General features: G+C 41.2%; 15 protein-coding genes. 11 read left to right on the top strand and 4 right to left on the bottom strand.

Going from position 1 to position 19665, the window contains the following annotated elements; translation table 11 throughout:
• Positions 1–270: 270 nt before the first annotated feature.
• The 3 genes from QYZ87_02080 (at position 271) to QYZ87_02070 (ending at position 4071) form a co-directional block, all read left to right on the top strand.
• Positions 271–612 carry a hypothetical protein gene (locus QYZ87_02080; GenBank protein ID MDN4753324.1) on the top strand — a complete coding sequence of 114 codons (342 nt, stop codon included), beginning with the start codon at positions 271–273 and terminating at the stop codon, positions 610–612.
• Positions 613–700: 88 nt separating this feature from the next.
• Positions 701–3022: a TonB-dependent receptor gene (locus QYZ87_02075; protein ID MDN4753323.1), complete on the top strand. Its 2322-nt coding sequence runs from the start codon at positions 701–703 to the stop codon at positions 3020–3022.
• Positions 3023–3042: 20 nt separating this feature from the next.
• Positions 3043–4071 (top strand): hypothetical protein, encoded by a 1029-nt coding sequence (locus tag QYZ87_02070; protein ID MDN4753322.1) that lies wholly within the window; start codon positions 3043–3045, stop codon positions 4069–4071.
• Positions 4072–4318: 247 nt separating this feature from the next.
• On the opposite strand, the gene QYZ87_02065 is transcribed toward QYZ87_02070, so the two are convergent.
• Genes QYZ87_02065 through serB form a run of 4 tightly spaced genes read right to left on the bottom strand, consistent with a single transcriptional unit; the run spans position 4319 to position 6850 of the window.
• Positions 4319–4711, bottom strand: a complete 393-nt coding sequence (locus QYZ87_02065) for a YraN family protein (GenBank protein MDN4753321.1) — start codon at positions 4709–4711, stop codon at positions 4319–4321.
• A gap of 7 nt (positions 4712–4718) precedes the next feature.
• Positions 4719–5273 carry an MGMT family protein gene (locus QYZ87_02060; protein MDN4753320.1) on the bottom strand — a complete coding sequence of 185 codons (555 nt, stop codon included), beginning with the start codon at positions 5271–5273 and terminating at the stop codon, positions 4719–4721.
• Positions 5274–5284: 11 nt separating this feature from the next.
• Positions 5285–5581: a Dabb family protein gene (locus tag QYZ87_02055; protein MDN4753319.1), complete on the bottom strand. Its 297-nt coding sequence runs from the start codon at positions 5579–5581 to the stop codon at positions 5285–5287.
• 12 nt (positions 5582–5593) lie between these two features.
• Positions 5594–6850 (bottom strand): phosphoserine phosphatase SerB, encoded by a 1257-nt coding sequence (gene serB / locus QYZ87_02050; GenBank protein ID MDN4753318.1) that lies wholly within the window; start codon positions 6848–6850, stop codon positions 5594–5596.
• Positions 6851–7189: 339 nt separating this feature from the next.
• Here serB and QYZ87_02045 point away from each other — a divergent pair, with 339 nt between their 5' ends.
• The 8 genes from QYZ87_02045 (at position 7190) to QYZ87_02010 (ending at position 19650) form a co-directional block, all read left to right on the top strand.
• Positions 7190–9874 carry a TonB-dependent receptor gene (locus tag QYZ87_02045; GenBank protein ID MDN4753317.1) on the top strand — a complete coding sequence of 895 codons (2685 nt, stop codon included), beginning with the start codon at positions 7190–7192 and terminating at the stop codon, positions 9872–9874.
• 408 nt (positions 9875–10282) lie between these two features.
• Entirely contained in the window at positions 10283–13075 is a 2793-nt protein-coding gene (gene leuS / locus QYZ87_02040) for a leucine--tRNA ligase (GenBank protein ID MDN4753316.1), read from the top strand.
• A gap of 35 nt (positions 13076–13110) precedes the next feature.
• Positions 13111–14058 carry a YitT family protein gene (locus QYZ87_02035; GenBank protein MDN4753315.1) on the top strand — a complete coding sequence of 316 codons (948 nt, stop codon included), beginning with the start codon at positions 13111–13113 and terminating at the stop codon, positions 14056–14058.
• A 22-nt stretch (positions 14059–14080) separates the two neighbouring features.
• Entirely contained in the window at positions 14081–14677 is a 597-nt protein-coding gene (locus QYZ87_02030) for a non-canonical purine NTP diphosphatase (GenBank protein MDN4753314.1), read from the top strand.
• Entirely contained in the window at positions 14677–16167 is a 1491-nt protein-coding gene (xseA, locus tag QYZ87_02025; GenBank protein ID MDN4753313.1) for an exodeoxyribonuclease VII large subunit, read from the top strand. Before QYZ87_02030 ends, xseA begins: the two co-directional genes overlap by 1 nt.
• Positions 16168–16174: 7 nt before the next feature.
• Entirely contained in the window at positions 16175–16411 is a 237-nt protein-coding gene (gene xseB / locus QYZ87_02020; protein ID MDN4753312.1) for an exodeoxyribonuclease VII small subunit, read from the top strand.
• A 187-nt stretch (positions 16412–16598) separates the two neighbouring features.
• Positions 16599–18251 (top strand): C69 family dipeptidase, encoded by a 1653-nt coding sequence (locus QYZ87_02015; GenBank protein MDN4753311.1) that lies wholly within the window; start codon positions 16599–16601, stop codon positions 18249–18251.
• 256 nt (positions 18252–18507) lie between these two features.
• Positions 18508–19650 carry an IS256 family transposase gene (locus tag QYZ87_02010; GenBank protein ID MDN4753310.1) on the top strand — a complete coding sequence of 381 codons (1143 nt, stop codon included), beginning with the start codon at positions 18508–18510 and terminating at the stop codon, positions 19648–19650.
• Positions 19651–19665 lie beyond the last annotated feature (15 nt).

The raw sequence follows: 19665 nt of genomic DNA, 5'->3' as shown, positions 1-19665 counted from the left end.
CGTTGCTGAGGTCAATCTGATGAAGACTCAAGGTCGTTGATTGAACGCGAGTGGGATAAAAGACAGTTTTTATTAATCTTTGCTATCAGTACTACATTTGAGGACGTAAAAAATCTCCTCATAATCACAAAAAACTATAAATGTTTAATCTCTTTTGTTCTTATAATATTCAGATAGTGAGTCTATTATGTTTGTTTTCTGCTTCGTGAAGGGCGGCAGAATGCAAGCGATGTATTAGGGAAATAGACCAAAATGACTACATTTGTGGCAATGAAAAGTGAAAGGATCAGATATATATTTGCTACGCTGCTTCTAGGAGTGTTTGTATCGCTGTCCATGACGGTAACGGTACACGTACTTTCGGAAGAGCATTTCAAACATATTAAAAGTGACTTTGATACTGAGCAGTCTGCTCACCATCGTCATAGCGAATCTTACTCCGCATGTATTCTCAGCCAATTTGTAGCACTTAACTTTGATGGTATCGTATCTGTCCCTTCTATTGGACAGACTATTTTTCTACTAGATGAATCGATAGTAGAGAGCGAGCAGAGGACCTTCAGGTCTATCAATAGTGCTATTTCTCTTAGAGCTCCACCCTTCATTGGATAACTCAATATCCAATAATTTCATTGTAAAATAATATAATTTTTATGGAGCTAGCCCTCGTTGTGGTTGGCTCTGCATAACACATCCAACTATGAATGTATTTTTTCATGGATGGAGTGGTGTAAGGTGTATCGCTCTCCTTTGTTTTATTCTTCTAACCCCTTTTTCTAAGCTCAGTGCTCAAGAGATGGGTGATGGGATTAAGATTCAGGTAGTTGATACTGAGACTTCAGCACCGCTTCCATCAGTAATTGTGACCGCTCATGATTATAGAGGGACCACAGATAATAGGGGCTTTATAACACTTCCAGATAAGTTGCCTATCGAGACCAATATTAGTTTTTCTCTCATTGGTTATGAAACCATTAGTATCAGAGAAGCGGATCTATCACATCATAAGGTGAATGTCATCAAGTTACGCTTTGGTTCTACCACCCTTGAGGAGTTCTCTGTAGAGGCTCGACGGCCCATTATATCACGTACTATGGTGGGAGAGTCTATTGATTTGGGAAAGCAGATGATGGAGCTGGACAGTGATCTGTCTGAGGCGATATCTCATATCAAGGGCGTCAGCATGATCTCTTCGACCACTAGCTCCACGCCCGTCATTCATGGTATGAGTGGCAATAGGATACTCATTATTAATAATGGAGTCACACAGGAGGCTCAGCAATGGAATAATGATTTTGGCACTGATATAGATGCCAGTAATGCTGATCAGATTAGCGTTCTAAAGGGTGCGGAGTCAGTTCGTTACGGTAGTGACGCTCTTGGTGGTGTGATTTTAATTAATGGAGCAAGTCTGCCGTATAATAATGAGCTGTCAGGATCTATTCAAACTCAATACAGAAGTAATGGACGTGGTATTGGAGCGTCTGCGATGCTTGAAGGGTCCATACGTAAGAACTTTGCCTACAGATTGCAAACGAAATACAGCAACGTCGGAGACCATTCGAGTGCTAAGTATCTTCTGAATAATACAGGTGCCAGAGGTGTAGATCTATTGGGTAATATCGGCTGGAAGAATAAAGCCCTGAAGTTCGAACTCCTCTATCATCTCACTCACCACGAGTCAGGCATTCTCTATGTTGCCAAGATGGGAAGTGTAGATCTCCTGGAAGAGAGGATTAAGATAGGTCAGCCCATAGAGCTATTTCCCTTCTCGAGGAAAATCGATTATCCTAAACATCGTGCGACTCATCAATATCTGGTGGGTAAAGCCTCTTGGGATACGAATAGTGTGGGTAAGTGGATGCTCCAGGTGGCTTTGCAAAATGACAAGCAAGAGGAGTTCCATGTCCGGCGTATGCGGAGAAGTCATATCCCGAGTGTTAGTCTTACTCTCAATAATATTCAAGGTCAGCTAAAGTGGGAGAACAATTATTGGGATCACTGGAGTAGTGAATTGGGGCTCCAGAGTGAGTACACCAATAACTATAATAGGGCTGGAACTGGAGTAGTCCCACTTATCCCTAACTATGTTGAGAGTAAGATGGGCTTTTATGGAATACAGAAATACCATAATAATCATCTTGGGATGGAGTTAGGAGCAAGGATAGACCAGCTGCAGCTGACTGCTAGCGGTATCGATATGTATTCTAGACCTTATGGAGGTCATCGTCGCTATACTAACTTTACTGCCAATTTTGGCCTGCATTATCACCTAAGAGACCATCTGAAGTTAACTACCCAAGTGGGTAACGCATGGCGTGCACCACACGTTGGCGAGCTATGGAGTGAGGGGGTTGATGCTACTGGTGGCCTTTATCTAAGAGGAGATAGCACCATGAGGAGTGAGCGTAATTATAAATGGGTCACTTCTATATTGTATCACTCTGATAAACTATCCATAAGCCTAGAAGGGTACCTGCAGTGGATCAATGGATATATCAATAAGGAGCCGACAGGGGAGTTTTTTACCGTTATAAGTGGGAGCTACCCATTATTTAAGTACAGACAAACCTCTGCCACCTTACACGGAGTGGATGCAAGCATAGAGTGGCACCCTATAAGCGGCCTTACCTATACAGCAATGACTGGGATGATGTGGGGTAATGAAAGGAAGACGAAAAGGTACTTACCCTATATTCCGCCCTTTCGCTTTAGTCAAAGTCTCACTTATGCTCTGCCAGTATCTTTGGAGACTAATATAGAGCTCTCACATAAGTTTACAGCACAGCAAAAGCGATTTGACCCAGATACAGATCTTATCCCATATGCACCGCCAGCTTATCACTTATTGGGACTAAAGGCTGCGACCTCAATTCCGATTCGGGGTGAACAGGAGCTTCGCTTTATGCTTTCAGTCACCAATCTTCTGAATAAGGAGTACAAGGAATACACCAATTTATCTCGCTATTATGCACACGCATTAGGACGAGACATTACATTTTCTGTGAAATATATTTTTTAGAACTAACAATTTAAATGACAATGAAAAGAAATCTTATTAACGTTTTGATAGTCGCCTTAGCGACTATGCTAGCTCTTTCTAGCTGTAAAAACATGGACAAGCCCGTGGACCCAACGGATGAAACGAAGGAAAAGAACCATGATCTTCCTGATAAAATAGAATTGACGCTCTATAGAGGTCATTTTCACGGCTTTGATTTGCATGGCTCAGGAATGATGGAAGGACAAAAATACTTTAAAGATGTACAAACCATAATCTTTAAGAATGTCCCAGGGAAAGGGTTTCAAATTTCACCCGAGGGGGATCAGCAGTTTGCCATCTTGGGCGGAATAAGCAGCAATAAAAAGGCATCTGATATTGTGGACCCGGCAACAGCTAACTGGACTAATGAAACATTTAGCCCATCAAAGGTCACAGCTGCTCAGCATCAGTATGGCTTGATCATCAAGCTCTACAATAAAGGGGAGGAGATTACCTCTCAGTTTGTTACGAATGGACAGGATAAGATTCACCAGTTCTTTTTCTTAATTAAAAACCAAAAGGCCTCAAAGTACGGAGATCAAAGTAAAGAGTATCCTAATGATTATCGACTGATGAATTACTTCTACTACGATACTGATCCATGGAATGAGACCATTCATGGTGGTGCTAAACTAATAGGTCCTTCAAATCCGATAGGCTTTAAGGGAATACTGGAGTTTTATGAGCCATATACTCAGTTTGATCTGAATGTTAAGTTGTTACATGCCAGGAGTAGTAAGTTTGATACCCCTAATAAGAAAGCATCACCCTTTTATATGATGCATAAGCAACAGATAGCACGAGATGATACAGATGTTAATATCACCATTCCTATCTATGTATTTGGAGACTCTAATGAATATCTGAATGCCAATAAATTTGAAGAGATGACAGAGTCAGAAAAACGCTTGGTGAATAGCCTTGCTGAAGCTTGCAATATCAGTCCAGAGGAGGCATTTCATGATCTATGGTTACAGATAAATGGTGAACCTCCAGTACATGATATTGATACTGGATACCATCTGTGATAATTACTTATAGACTAGATGACAAGGATGATTCAGATCGCTGAATGTGCTTAGATGGTTCTTTCACTGTAGAGAACTGAAGTGACGATCTAAAATACAGATCGGTGTACTTATGAGCATTAAATAATGATGAGGGTGTGTCAGAATAATTATTCTGATGCACCCTCTTACTTATCTCCAGTCGGCACACCCGACAGATGAAAGTCAGCAGATAAGTATAGACTATCGTGGAAGAGAGTAGGCGATACTATTGTAAATCTGGGTGGGTCGGCGTGAACGCGTCACGGATGTACTGAACCCGAGGGGGCTCATTTTGGGGGACGTATACCAAGGCGTAATCAAATCTTACCTTTTTGTATTGTAGCCTATTGGTATTTCGGCAAAAAATGTCAGCTACTGTGGTGATATGTTCTCTCTGTTTTGCCGAAATGATTTCATCCACCTCTTCAAGCCTGATGGGCTTGGCACGAGATTTTACTTCTATGAAGCAGAGTGTTTCCCCCTCCATGGCTATGAGGTCTATCTCCAGATGACCTACTTTGTAGTTTTGATCAATGATGATAAATCCAGAACGTCTAAGCAGATCTGCAACCATCTGCTCCATCATATGTCCGTCAGTATTTAGTATCGTCAGATTCATTTGTAACTCATCCTAGACCGCTATTAGATGCCTCATATTGTAGAAGGGCTTCTTTTCGTTCAAGGCCCCATCTATAGCCACCCAATTCGCCATTTGATCGGATGATACGATGACATGGATAGAGGATAATGATGGGATTGGTGCCTAACAATCGGCCAATAGCCCTAGATTGATTTTTATTTAGACCATTCAGCTGAGCTAACTCCCCGTACGAAAGTGTAGTGCCAAAAGGCACCTGAGCGAGGAGTTCCCAAAAATGTGGGGCCCATCTTACGTGGGGCATGACTGGGGCGTATTCAGCGGGTGGAGGTGTGCACGTCCATAGTGCATTAGCTAAGGTTGGGTGCTTAGAGAGACTTTGTTGCAGACATTTTTCCAGCTGGCTAGGGGCTTCGTCCATCTCAATCGGTCTGCATTGAGTGAGATGACCTTCGGGCGAAAAATAGCAGATGACGATTCCGAGAGGTGAGGTGAAGTAGGCTATATCCAAGAGAGCCTCTGGAGTGTAGCTAACAGAATGATCGCTACAGTCCAAAGGCTCTTTATTTATCTTATGAAGCATTGTGCTAACTATTACACAATAATATCTACACAGGCACGTTTTTCTAAGTATGGCTTGATGTGATCAACGAGTATCTGCTGGTGTTGAGGATGCTTAGCATAGAGGTCTATGTGTGCTTTTTCCTCTAACACAGCCAGTAGCATGAAGTCATACTCCTCTTGCTCATTGATATTGGTGCTTACCTTAATTTCTTTCAGCTCATCAATAACATTAGGAAGTGCCTCAAGCTGCTCCTTAATCAGAGCTATTTGACTTTGCTTCGCTTCGCCTTCAAGCGAGAGTTTGAAAAGAACGATGTGATGGATCATTGTGTAATCATTTTAGAAGCTTGAAAATTCGATTTCATCCAATTGAGAATCCTTGTATCCTAGGAAGTAAAGGATTCCATCCAATCCCATAGTTGTGATAGATTGCTTAGCATTTTCTTTCACTTTTGGCTTGGCATGGAATGCGATCCCAAGTCCAGCAGTAGTAAGCATAGGTAAGTCATTGGCTCCGTCACCGACAGCTACGGTCTGGCGTATATCCACCTTCTCAACCTGAGCGATAAGCTTAAGTAATTCTGCCTTGCGACGACCATCAACGACCTCTCCAATGTAGCGACCTGTTAATTTACCATCGCTATCTATCTCAAGTTCATTGGCATAGACATAGTCAAAGCCGAAACGATCCTGTAGGTATTTACCGAAATAAGTGAATCCCCCGCTGAGGATACCCACCTTGAATCCAACTTTCTTTAGGATCTTCATGGTTCGCTCTAAACCATCCATGATTGGAAGGTTTTCGGCAATCTCTTTCATGACACGGACATCTAGCCCCTTAAGTAACGCACATCTCTGAGTAAAGCTCTCTGTGAAGTCAATCTCTCCACGCATAGCACTCTCTGTAATAGCTTTTACTTCAGCACCGACCCCAGCTCTTTCGGCTAGTTCATCAATTACCTCTGTCCGGATAAGTGTTGAGTCCATATCAAAGCAAATCAAGCGACGCATACGACGGAACATACTATCCTGTTGGAAAGAAATATCAATGCTATATTTGTCTGCTATCTCCATGAATTTACGCTGAAGTTCCTCTCTGTCTATCGGAGTCCCTCTAACGGAAATTTCTATACTGGCTTTAGGGACGCGTTCTTGTTCAATGAGAGGGATACGGCCTGTCAATCGATCTAAGGCATCAATATTCATCCCTTGTGCTGCTACCTCATTGGTCACGGCTGCCACCATCTCAGCGGTAACCGCTTTAGCAAGTAGAGTCACGATATATTTATTTTTACCCTGAGCACTGACCCATTGTGAATAACCTTCAGCATCTACTGGGCGGAAGGTTACGGTGATCCCTAGTTCATTAGCCTTGAATAGAAGTTCTTTAAGGATAAGTCCATTAACTTGTGACTTGGCACAAAATAATATCCCAAGGGTAAGGTGTTTGTGTATATCTGCTTGACCAATATCAAGAATAGTAACGTCATGCCTTGCTAATACGTTGGTGATTGCAGCTGAAATACCAGGGCGGTCCATGCCGTTAAATACTGCTAGAATAATTTCTCTGTCGTTCTTTGGAATGAATGTACTCATATAACATTTCCTGTGAGTGGTCTTTAGAATATATCTCTAAAGAATAATACTAATATGCAAAAATACAAAAACTTTGCATAGAGTCAAAGATACCCCGAATGAATATGTCTATGTGCAGGAGTGGTCAATGTACATATTTGTATGTTTTGCACTATGATTTATGCTTTTCGATTTTTATTTTGTTCACGTTAATGCTATCGTGACATAAACGTAAGTGAAAATTAATTTCTTGGATTGCTCTAATATGTTAACAATTGTTTATATTTGCACCGTGTAGAAAAACTGTAGTGTTTTCAAGACGATAATTAAAGTAATTATTTGTATAACATTGTTTTTAAGATGATGAAACTAAAAAAAAGCTCTTTGCTTAGGACAGGTCTTCAAAAAGTATGGCTTGTTATGTTTGTTATGTTCCTTACTGGATCATACGCCATTGCACAAACGACTTTTAAAGGAAAAGTAGTTGATGCTGAGACCAATCTGACATTAATGGGTGCTACCATTTTGGATACTAAGAATCCCAAAAATGGAGCCACTACTAATGTGGATGGTCTCTTTAAAATAACTCTATCTGGTAAAGGTACGCTACGTATCTCTTACTTAGGGTATAATGATCTAGAGATCGCTTATGATGCATCAGCAGAAAACCATGATTTTGGTAAAATCCTACTTTACCCTGATTCTGAGTTGTTGAGCGAAGTTGTGGTCGTTGGAAAAGGGGTTATTGACCTTGCGTCAGACCGTGTTACTCCTATTGCTTCAACCATTGTAGGATCTTTGGAAATCAAAACCAAAGCTGTCGGTAATGTGGAATTTCCTGAAATACTGAAGAATACACCTAATGTCTATGTGTCAAATCAGGCAGGTGGTTATGGAGATAGTAATATGTTCCTTCGTGGTTTTGACCAATCCAATACTGCATTCTTGCTTAATGGACAGCCTATCAATGGAATGGAAGATGGAAAGATGTATTGGTCTAACTGGGCTGGTATCTCTGATATTGCTAATGTGATTGATGTTCAGCGTGGTCTGGGATCATCAAAGTTGGCGATCTCTTCCGTAGGTGGTACCATCAATATCATTACTAAGGCTACTGATCTAAATAAGGGTGGGTTTGTTCGTGCTCTTGCAGGTTATGGCAATTATTATAAGGGTACTGTCGCTTATAATACTGGCTTGATGGATAGTGGATGGGGTGTTTCTGTCCTCGTCGATGCATGGTATGGTGGCCGTAAGTGGAATGATGCTACTCAGGGAGCTGGACAGAATTACTTCCTTTCTATTGGTAAAAGTGCAGGTGATCACTTGTTTAACTTCCTCGTGTTCGGTGCACCTCAGTGGCACAATCAACATTATGCTATCCCAGAGGAAAAATATGAGAAGTATGGCATGAAGTATAATGCTAACTGGGGTTGGTACAATGGTAAGGTCCTAAATGAAAGAAAAAACTATTATCACAAGCCTGTGATGAACTTCAACTGGGACTGGAATATCGATGATATGAATTCGCTATCAACCGTAGTATATGCTTCATTTGGCCGTGGTGGTGGTACAGGATCCTATGGTAATGGACCTGACTATATCAAAGATGCTAATAAGAACGTGATTGGACGTGATGCTGAATCTGGACTCATTCGCTGGGATTACATAGAGGAGACAGAGAATGCTAAGTTAGCTAGTGGTTATGGCAAGGGATATAACGGCACTGCTATTAGAGCCTCAGTTAATAATCACCAGTGGTATGGACTGGTTTCTAACTATCAATATGATAATAAGAAGAACTTTTCATTCAACGCTGGTGCTGACTTTAGATTTTACAAAGGTGACCACTTCCGTCAGTTGGTAGATCTTCTGGGTCTTAAAGGATGGGATGATGTAAATTATAGATCTAAGAATCAGCTGGATGCAAATGGTCAGTATCTAATCGAAAACACCTATGCAGCAAATCCTTGGGCAGCACTTTTTAACTTCGCTCCTAAGAAAGATCGTATCGCTTATAATAATAGTGAGTGGATTAATTACCAAGGTGTATTCAGCCAAGCTGAGTATCACAATAATCTGTTCTCAGCCTTTTTTCAAGGTGCTCTCTCTAACCAGTCATACAAGAAGTGGGAAGGATTTAGCTCTGATGGTGAGAGCTCTAAGACATATAATAGAGTAGGATTTAACGTGAAGGGTGGATTCTCAATTAACGCAAATGAGAATCATACGTTCTTCGTTAACTCTGGTTTTTACTCTCGTCAACCATTCCTAGATAATATGTTTGAGTATGGTACTATCAAACCTCGTGAAATTGATGTAGAGAATGAAAAAATCTTCGGTATCGAGGCCGGTTACAAGGCTAAGTTGCCTGGATATACTACCATTAACTTAAACTTCTATTACACTAACTGGGCAAACCGCTTCCTTTCATACTCAATGAGGAATTTTACTACACCTAATACAAAGGAAGATCTTCAAAATGCCGGTATTAGAATGTATGATGTAGGTCAGGTACACAAGGGTATGGAGTTAGAGGTACGCTCACAACCTACCGTGAACTGGATGTTTAGAGGTTACTTTACCTATGGTGATTGGAAATATTCTGGTAAGGCTCCAATCGACATCATAGATGAGCAGTCTGGTAATCAGATCGCAGATAAGTTTGAAGTTGATATGAATGGCATTAAGGTTGGTGATGCACCTCAGGCTACCTTTGGACTTGGTACAGAGTATAAGAAGGGTGGTTTCAGGATTTATGCAGACTACAACCATTACTTCAATCTCTATAGCATGGTGCTGATTGATAAGATTGTAGCGAATGCTTCTAAAGGTGAGAAATATCAGTCAGATAAGTTGAATAATTATGGTTTGCTTGACTTGGGTGCTTCATATAGATGGACCTTGGAAAATAGTCAAGGGCTTGTCTTTAGAGCAAATGTTTATAATGTTCTAAATAAAACCTATGTGGTATCGCAGAGCAACTATGGTATCTATTATGGCCCAGGAACTACCTTTAACGTGGGCGTGACCTATGAGTTCTAATCTGCAAGCGAGATTATTTGACTATTTATATTAAGTCTATGGATAAGAAGATCCACATTATACCTTTTGCAGTAATGAATTGCTAAGGAATATAATCTGGATTAATTTAGAAGGTCCTAAATATTGCATCATGAGAGATGTGATATTTAGGACCCTTTATTTTACTGTTGAGTCGGTACCTACAATTAGAAGATAATAAGTGTGGCTTTGTTTTCCACATGTTTAATGAGTGAAAATGATCATTGTTATGACAAAAAGTTGTCCATTTGATACTTATCAGCTACCTCATAAAATTACTAATAGATTAGCTCTGGTAGAGTGGGTTGAAATAATTGGGAATCAGCCTTATTTTATGTAATTTTGCACGTCGAATGAAAAGAAAGCAAACTGCTTAAGATATAAGAAGTCATGGAGTATAAATTCACGGAAATCGAGAAAAAGTGGCAGTCTCTTTGGGTAGAGAATGAAACCTATAAGGTAAAGGAAGATCCAAATAAACCAAAGTATTACATTCTTGATATGTTTCCCTATCCATCTGGAGCTGGGTTACATGTAGGGCACCCATTGGGATATATTGCATCTGATATCGTTAGCCGATATATGAGACATAAGGGATTCAACGTATTGCATCCTATGGGCTATGATGCTTATGGCCTTCCTGCTGAGCAGTATGCTATTCAGACGGGACAACATCCAGAGAAAACAACTCAAATCAATATTGCACGATATCGTGAGCAGTTGGATAATATAGGCTTTAACTACGATTGGAGCCGACAAGTAATGACCTGTGATCCAGAATTCTACAAGTGGACTCAGTGGGCATTCATTCAGATGTTCCATAGCTACTACGACACAAAAGCCAATCAAGCCCGTCCAATTGCTGAATTAGTTAAGCACCTAGAAGAGCATGGCACAGAAGGGCTAGCCGCAGCAGAAAGTGAGGAGCTAATCCTATCTGCAAATGAGTGGAACTCGATGAATGAACGTGAGCAGCAGGAGGTACTGATGAATTATCGTATCGCTTATCAAGGTGAAACCATGGTCAATTGGTGTCCTGGCTTAGGTACGGTTTTGGCGAATGATGAAGTCAGTGAAGGGCTTTCTGTGAGAGGTGGCTTTCCTGTAGAGCAAAAGTTGATGAGGCAGTGGCAATTAAGAGTCTCTGCTTATGCTGACCGCTTACTGGAGGGGCTTAAGAAGCTAGATTGGAGTAATGCTATTAAAGAGACTCAGCGGAACTGGATTGGAAAGTCCAGCGGTGCTAAGGTTACTTTTGCCCTTAAAAATAGCGAGGAAAAGATAACGGTCTTTACCACAAGGGCTGACACTCTATTTGGTGTGAGCTTCATGGTACTGGCACCAGAGAGCGAATTGGTAGCCGCGGTCACTAGCGATGAGCAAAAGGAAGCTGTATCAGCTTACTTAGATAGGACTAAAAAGAGGACCGAACGTGAACGCATGATAGATCATTCCGTTTCGGGTGTTTTCAGTGGAGGTTATGCCATTCATCCAATTACAGGAGCCGAACTTCCTATATGGATCAGTGATTATGTATTGGCTGGATATGGTACTGGAGCTGTAATGGCAGTCCCAGCTCATGACGGTAGAGACTTAGCTTTTGCTCAGCACTTTGAATTGCCTATTACTCCTGTGGTCCAACCTAAAGGCGTAGAGGACTTTGGGGATCCTATGACATGGAAGGAAGCCTTGGATAGTCACGAGGGGATCATGATTAACTCGGGTTTTCTTAACGGCATGAAGGTCAAGGATGCTATCTATAAGATGATTGATTACCTTAGGGAAAAGGGCATCGGTAAGCGTCAAGTTAATTATAGGTTAAGAGATGCCATTTTTAGTCGTCAGAGATATTGGGGAGAGCCCTTCCCTATATACTATAAAGATGGTATGCCTTATACTCTTGATGAGAGTGAATTGCCATTACATTTACCAGAGATAGATAAATTTTTACCAACAGAGAGCGGTGAGCCACCTCTAGGGCGTGCTAAGAACTGGGTGACAAAAGAGAGCTATCCACTTGAACTCAATACGATGCCTGGTTTCGCTGGTAGTTCAGCATACTTCATTCGTTACATGGACCCTCGCAATAGTGAGGCGTTAGTGGGTAAGGAGAAAAATGAGTATTGGCGTAATGTGGACGTATATTTTGGCGGTTCAGAACACGCAACTGGGCACTTGATTTATAGTCGTTTTTGGAATATGTTCCTCTATGACATAGGTGTTGTTTGCGAGGACGAGCCATTCAAAAAGATGATTAATCAAGGTATGATCCAGGGGGTCTCTAGCTTTGTCTATCGAATAAAAGGTACGGACAAGTACGTGACTCTTGGTAAGAAAGATGAGTACGATGTACAGCCTATACACGTCCATGTACAGCTGGTCCATAATGATAAGTTAGATATCGAAGGCTTCAAACTATCACAACCTGATAGAGAGAATGCTGAATTCATCCTTGAGGACGATGGCAGTTATATCTGCGGAAGTGCCGTAGAAAAGATGAGCAAAAGTTATCTGAATGTGGTTAATCCAGATGACATTATCGAAGAGTATGGTGCTGATACTCTAAGAGTTTATGAGATGTTCTTAGGCCCATTGGAGCAATCTAAGCCATGGGACACTAATGGAATCGATGGAGTATTTAGATTCTTAAGAAGGGTTTATGGGCTATTCTTTGATGCCCAAGACAATCTTAGTATTTCTGATGATAAAGCGACACCAGAGGAGTTGAAAGTGATGCATACTGCTATAATGAAAGTCAATCAGAGCTTGGAGCAGTACAGCTTCAATACCTGTGTGAGTGCTTTCATGATATGCTGTAATGAATTGGTGGCTCTTAAGTGTAATAAGAGAGAGATACTAGAAGACTTTACCGTGCTCCTATCACCATTTGCACCTCACTTAGCTGAAGAGCTCTGGTCGTTACTAGGTCATAATGATAGCGTGGTAGATCAAGCCTATCCTAAACATAATGATGCCTACCTTAAGGAGAGTGAGATTAACTATCCTATCTCCTTCAATGGAAAAGTGAGAGTCCAGATGAAGTTGGCCGCCGAGCTTCAGCCAAAAGCTATTGAAGAGCAAGTTTTGGCCAATGAGGACGTTCAGAAACATCTTGCTGGGAAAGAGATAAAGAAGATCATCGTAGTACCGGGTCGAATAGTTAACATTGTTGTTAGCAAGTAACGGAACAAACATTATTTTAAATATATCATTTGCGTATGGAACAAAAGAATATGTGGCGTGAGGTAAAGGATTATTTCACGATAATTGTCGCCTTGATTATTTACCTGATAGCCTATTTTGGCTTTATCTATAGTAATGAGATTACTAGTGGTGGATTAGCAGGTATCTCTTCTGTTATTAGTTGGGGGTTAAATATCCCTTTCTCTGTGCCGTATAACGTCATCAACATTATTTTAGTCATTGTTGCACTGAAAGTTATTGGGCTAAAATTCATGGTGCGAACCTTATTCAGTGTCATCGTTCTCGCTTTTGCTACCACGGGTATTGAGACATGGGTCCTACCAAACATTAAGGACAGCTTGCCCCTTCAGAATGACCCTCTATTGGCAGTACTTTTTGGCTCTGTGTTAATTGGTATCAGTCTCGGGATGGTCTTTTCTGCTAATGGATCAACTGGCGGGACAGATATTGTAGCGACAATCATTAATAAGTACAAGCAAATTTCTATTGGTAGAGCTCTGATCTACATTGATGTAATCACACTAAGTGCTAGCTGGTTTATCTTCAAGGATGCAGATAAGTTAGTGTACAGTATTGTACAGGTCTTAGTCGCTAATACAGCTGTGGATTATTATCTTAATGGAGCACGCCAGAGTATGCAATTCTTTATTATTAGCCAGAAACATCAGGAAATCTCTGATGCTATCATCGGTAAAGTGAATAGAGGAGTTACCCTATTAAATGGTGAAGGGGCTTATTCTCACTCTGAGATGAAGATTGTCATGGTAATCGCTAAGAAAACCGAAAGTACCGATATCTTTAGAGCGGTAAAAGAAGTAGATCCAAATGCCTTTATCACTCAAAGCTTAGTACGTGGTGTTTACGGAAATGGCTTTGACCTTATCAGAGTAGGTGATGATAATAAGAAGGTGAAGGTAGCGAATGCTCCTGATGGTATTGCGATTGAAAATCCCGAACATTAAAAAGAGTGGATCTGTAAAATAAATGAAATCTAAACTACTTGTAGCGACACACAATAAGCACAAGCTACATGAAATCAAAGATATTCTAGATCGTGAAGGGGTAAATATAGAGCTCGTCTCTTTATTTGACCTTCACGACTTTGAAGATATTCCAGAAGATGGCAACACTCTAGAAGATAATGCACTCCAAAAAGCTAGGACAGTGTATCAAAGACACCATTTGGATTGCTTTGCTGATGATACAGGTCTGGAAGTTGCTGCACTTGATGGAGCCCCTGGAGTATATTCTGCACGATATGCAGGGCCGGATTGTGACCCAGAGCAGAACATTGAGAAGCTTTTGGGTCAGTTAGAGGGACACGGCGAACGTACGGCTAAGTTTCGTACAGTGGTCGCTTTAATCCTGGATGGTAAGGAATATCTATTTGAAGGAACTGTGGAGGGCGAAATTCTTAGTGAAAAGAGAGGGAGTAGTGGCTTTGGCTACGACCCTATATTTCTACCAAAAGGATTTGATAAGAGCTTTGCGGAAATGAGTGATTCGGAAAAGAATAAAATCAGTCATAGAGGACGAGCTATAGAGGCTTTAGCTAATTATTTGAAGGAGCATAAGTTTTAATGATGAGTTTGGGGAGTTTTGCATTTCAGGAAAATAGTCAGGGACTACAAGCATTGTCGCTTGTAGATCTCCTTTCTGAAGTGAGAGATGTCCTAAATAGATCTTTTCGTGATGCTATATGGATTATAGCCGAGGTTAATAGCTTTAATCGCAATAACTTTAGTGGACATTGCTATTTAGAGCTAGTCCAAAATGAAGCAGGAAAAATTTTAGCCAAAACGAATGCAACTCTCTTTGCAGGAGTTGCCAATCGTGTTATTCCTAAGTTTCAGGCAGTCACAGGATCAGCGATCCAGTCAGGGATGCAATTGATGTTGTTGGTTCGAGTCGTTCATAGTCCGCAGTGGGGCTTTTCATTAAATATACTTGACATAAACCCCGACTTTACGCTAGGACAGCATGAACGAATAAAGCAAGAGACGATAAAGCGTTTGCACTCTGATGGGGTATGGGACTTGAATAAGTCATTTCAGCTTCCTATGCTGCTTCAGCGGATTGCGGTGATTTCTTCTGAAACAGCTGCCGGGCTGGGTGATTTCAAACGACAGATAGAGCAAAGTGCTGTTGGTGGGTTGATACACCTAGAGTACTTCCCTGCTATCATGCAAGGGCAGTCCACCACGGCCTCTGTAAGTGAGGCACTAATGTCTGTATATAATCGTCTTAATGAATTTGACGCCGTTGTGATTATACGAGGAGGAGGTAGTAAACTAGATCTTGCTGCCTTTGATGAATATAATCTATGCTGCTACATCGCCAATTTTCCAGGACCTATTATTACCGGGATTGGGCACGAACGAGACGAGTCCGTGTGTGATATGGTGGCAAATACTAGCCTTAAGACACCAACTGCCGTTGCTGATTTTCTAATTCGTCGAATGGAGCAGGTCGTCCTGCAGTTATTTGATGCTGAGGATCGTCTATCTGAGTTGCTTTCGGATAAGCTAAAAGAGGTCGTCGATCACTCTTCATTGATGACCCGAAGATGTAATCAAGCCTTACTCTCACTAGAGAAGCAAGCAGAAGTACAATTGAATGGGTTTGCTTCGTATATCCAAGAGTATTTAAGAGTGATGATGATTCAGCAACTGAATCGCCAGAGCAAGCTAGATGATCGGTTGACTCACCAGCTGACTGAGGTGGAAAAATCCATAGACATAAGCAAACAAGTGATGAGATTATCACATCACCTGAATATTACTCAAGGAAAACTAGAGCAGAAGAGGCATATAATCTCCGAGGGACACAAGAGGTTAGAGCGTCTACTAATCCCCTTAGAGGAGCGGTTGTCTAAGGATTTAGATCAATTCCAACAACTGATACGTTTGCAGGATCCGCGTCACATTATGAAGCGAGGGTTCTTACCTGTCCTAAAAGATGGAATTAATATATCCAAAGCCGAGGGGCTAAATAAGGGCGACACCCTTGAAATTATTATGCTTGACGGTTCAGTAAAAACAAATATACAAGAAGTATTACCAAACGATTAAGAGATATATGAGTGATAAAAATAACAACGAAGACATCCTAACGCTCTCCTATGACCAAGCAGTCCAGGAGACCGAGCAAATTTTGGACGAGTTAGAAAAGGGGGATTTACCTATCGATAAGGTTCTTGAGAAAAGCCGACGCGTAGTCGCTTTGATAAGTCATTGTCGCACTCAGATTCAAAAGATTGGTGCCGAGGTCAATGATATACTCAAAGAATTAAAGGAAGAGGATAAAGGCAATTGACCTTTATATATACATAATGAACATTATGGAGCTATGGGGCATGATTGATAATGCTACCATAGCTTTTTTTATTGCCTATAATACCCTTTAACCCTTTTCCCTTTAGCCTAATTTGGGTATATTGTGGAAGTTTTGAATAATCTAATATTTTAATTTATAAAAAGCGTAATAAGTTATGAAGAGAAGAATGCTGAGCTTAGTTCTAGGGCTAGTGTTACTATTGGGAGCGATCGTAGCACCAACAGCAAACGCTTGTACAGGACTAATTGTAGGTAAGAAAGCTTCGACTGATGGAAGCGTATTTATCAGTTATGCAGCTGATAGCCATACTCTGTATGGAGCACTTTACCACTGGCCTGCAGCGACATGGGCTGATGGATCAATCCTTGATGTTGTAGAGTGGGATACAGGTAGCTACAGTGGACAGATTGCTCAGGTAGGTAAGACCTATAACGTTGTTGGAAATCTTAATGAAAAGCAGGTAGCTATTACAGAAAGTACTTGGGGCGGATGTGATATCCTACGTGGTACTGAAGGGCTGATTGACTATGGTAGCTTGATCTACATTACCCTTCAGCGTGCTGCATCTGCTCGTGAAGCAATCAAGATAATGACCGGTTTAGTCGAAAAGTATGGATACAAGAGTACTGGAGAGTCCTTCACTATCGCTGATAAGAATGAGGTATGGGTGATGGAGATGATCGGTAAGGGTAAGGGCGAAACTGGTGCTGTATGGGTAGCCATTAGGATCCCAGATAATGCCATTTCTGCTCATGCTAATCAATCACGTATCCAGCAGATCCCATTTGATGACAAGGAGAACTGTATGTATAGCCCTGATGTAGTGGAGTTTGCTAGAGAGAAGGGCTTGTACGAAGGCAGTGATGAGGACTTTAGCTTCCAGAAGGCTTATAATCCTTACGATTTCAGTGGTCTTCGTGGTTGTGAAGCACGTGTTTGGTCATTCTTTAATCGTTTTGCAGATGGCATGGATAAGTATTTGCCACTTGTAATGGGTTACGAGCCAGACGCAGAGCCAATGCCTCTTTATGTGATTCCTAATCGCAAGCTATCTCTATCTGATGTACAGAATATGATGCGTGACCACTATGAAGGTACTCCTATGGATATGACACAAGATATAGGTGCTGGTCCATATAAAGTTCCATATCGTTGGAGACCAATGAACTTCGAAGTAGATGGTCAGACATACCTTAACGAACGTGCTATTGCTACTCAGCAGTCAGGCTTCGTGCTAGTGACACAGCTAAGAGCAGATATGCCTGATTACGTGGGTGGTATCCAGTGGTTCGCTACAGATGATGCAGATATGTCTGTATTTACTCCTATGTATGGCTCTATGACTAAAGTCCCATGGTGCTATGATGAGAAAAATGGTAGTATGACTGAGTTCTCATGGACTTCAGCATTCTGGATGCATAACTGGGTCGCAAATATGGCTTATAATAAGTATAGCTATATGATTAAGGACATCCGTAAGGTTCAGCAAAAGCTTGAGAACCAATACCAGACTGATCAACCATCTATCGAAGCTAAGGCAATGGAGATTGCAAAGGCAGAAGGTGAGGAGAAAGCGGTTGAGTTCTTAACAAACTACGCGACTAAACTGGCTGATGATATGACTGCTGAGTGGAAGAAGCTCGGGGAATATCTCCTAGTTAAGTATATTGATGGTAACGTTAAGTTGGAAAAGGATGGTAAGTTTATCGAGAAAGATGGGCTTGCGGTATTCCCAGACCAACCTGGATATGATGAAGCTTACTACCGTACTATTCATGAAGGTAACTACGAGCATCTTAAGGTACCAGCTAAGAAGTAATACATATTAGACTATCTTATTTTAGTTGAAATTAGGCTGAAGGAGATTTGTTCTCGTTCAGCCTAATTTTTTGTGATCACTCCTATAGTAATTGGCATATTCCTATCAATTACGAATAGATGATACCTCAATTTAATGCCTGAAGCTTTAGACGAAAGACTAGGCGATACTGTCCCCAAAAAGTGTGTAAGTCCCAAGAATGTTATCTTTGAAAAGTTAAAAACAAAAGATAAACAAGAAGATGAGACTTACACAAATGCAATTTAAGGAAATTCTATCAAACGTGATGACAGAGCCAAATGGAGTTGGTCGTTTAATGGAGTTAATCATCGAAATAGCGATGCAAGGGGAGAGGGAACTGTATAAAGAAGATAGTGGCGATGTGAGCAATGGATACCGCCCCCGTCGCATCTTTGCGAGTGGTAATATGCTAGAATTACGAGTACCCCGAACTCGACAGCAGGGCTTCATGCCCTTGATTTTAGGCGTTCTCAAAGATCAAGAGAAAGAGATGGGAGAACTAGCAGGTTATCTATATAGCTGCGGTAATACGATGGAGGATATCTCTGGAGTATTCGAGCGTTTGTATGGTAAACGTTATAGTACGAGTCAAATCAATCGTCTCTCCTTATCGACCCAAGAAGCAGTAGAAGAGTGGCGTCAAAGACGTCTACCGAGGACTTTAGAGGCACTTGTTATCGATGCTACATATCTTCCTGTACGGAGAGGAGAAAGTGTGAGCAAGGAGGCATTTTTTGTAGTGATGAGTTTAGATAGCGAAGGACGTCGAGACATCGTGGGTGTCTATAATAATCCAACAGAGGGAAGCGGCATCTGGGGCGAGTTTTTTGAGGATCTAAAAAGCCGAGGACTCGAAGAGGTAGGACTAATCATTTCAGACGGGTTGAATAACATTGAAGAGGTTGCACGTGAGCACTTTACAGAAGTGGAAGTCCAGCTCTGCACGGTGCATCTACAGCGAGAAATAACTCGAAAGATACGCCCTCGAGATAAGTCAGCCATCGCAAGTGATCTACAGGAGGTCTTTAGTAAAGACGGCTCAAGAAGCTCACCTTTAGATGGCCTAGAGAGCTTTAAAAACTTTGCGTTCAGATGGCGTAAGAGCTATCCTTTTCTCACAAAAATAGCTAACGGTCAGAGGATAGAGTATTACTTCACATACCTAAAATACGACGTCAGTGTTCGCAAGTACATTCATAGTACTAACTGGATAGAACGCTTCAATAGACAGGTAAAGAAAGGGGCTCGATATAAATGTGCATTACCTAGCGTAGAATCCGCTCTACACTTGATAGGTAGTATTGCAATCAATGCAAACTATCTGAAGAAAAGAATAGGAGATCTAACTCTTGGACTTAGGAAGAACAATGAAAAGTAAATAACAACAATGTGC

It is taken from the genome of Porphyromonadaceae bacterium W3.11 (genome assembly GCA_030434245.1).
Taxonomy (GTDB): Bacteria; Bacteroidota; Bacteroidia; order Bacteroidales; family Porphyromonadaceae; genus Porphyromonas_A.
The sequence above is the reverse complement of the archived record's forward strand: the minus strand, read 5'-3'. Positions and strand labels throughout refer to the sequence as shown.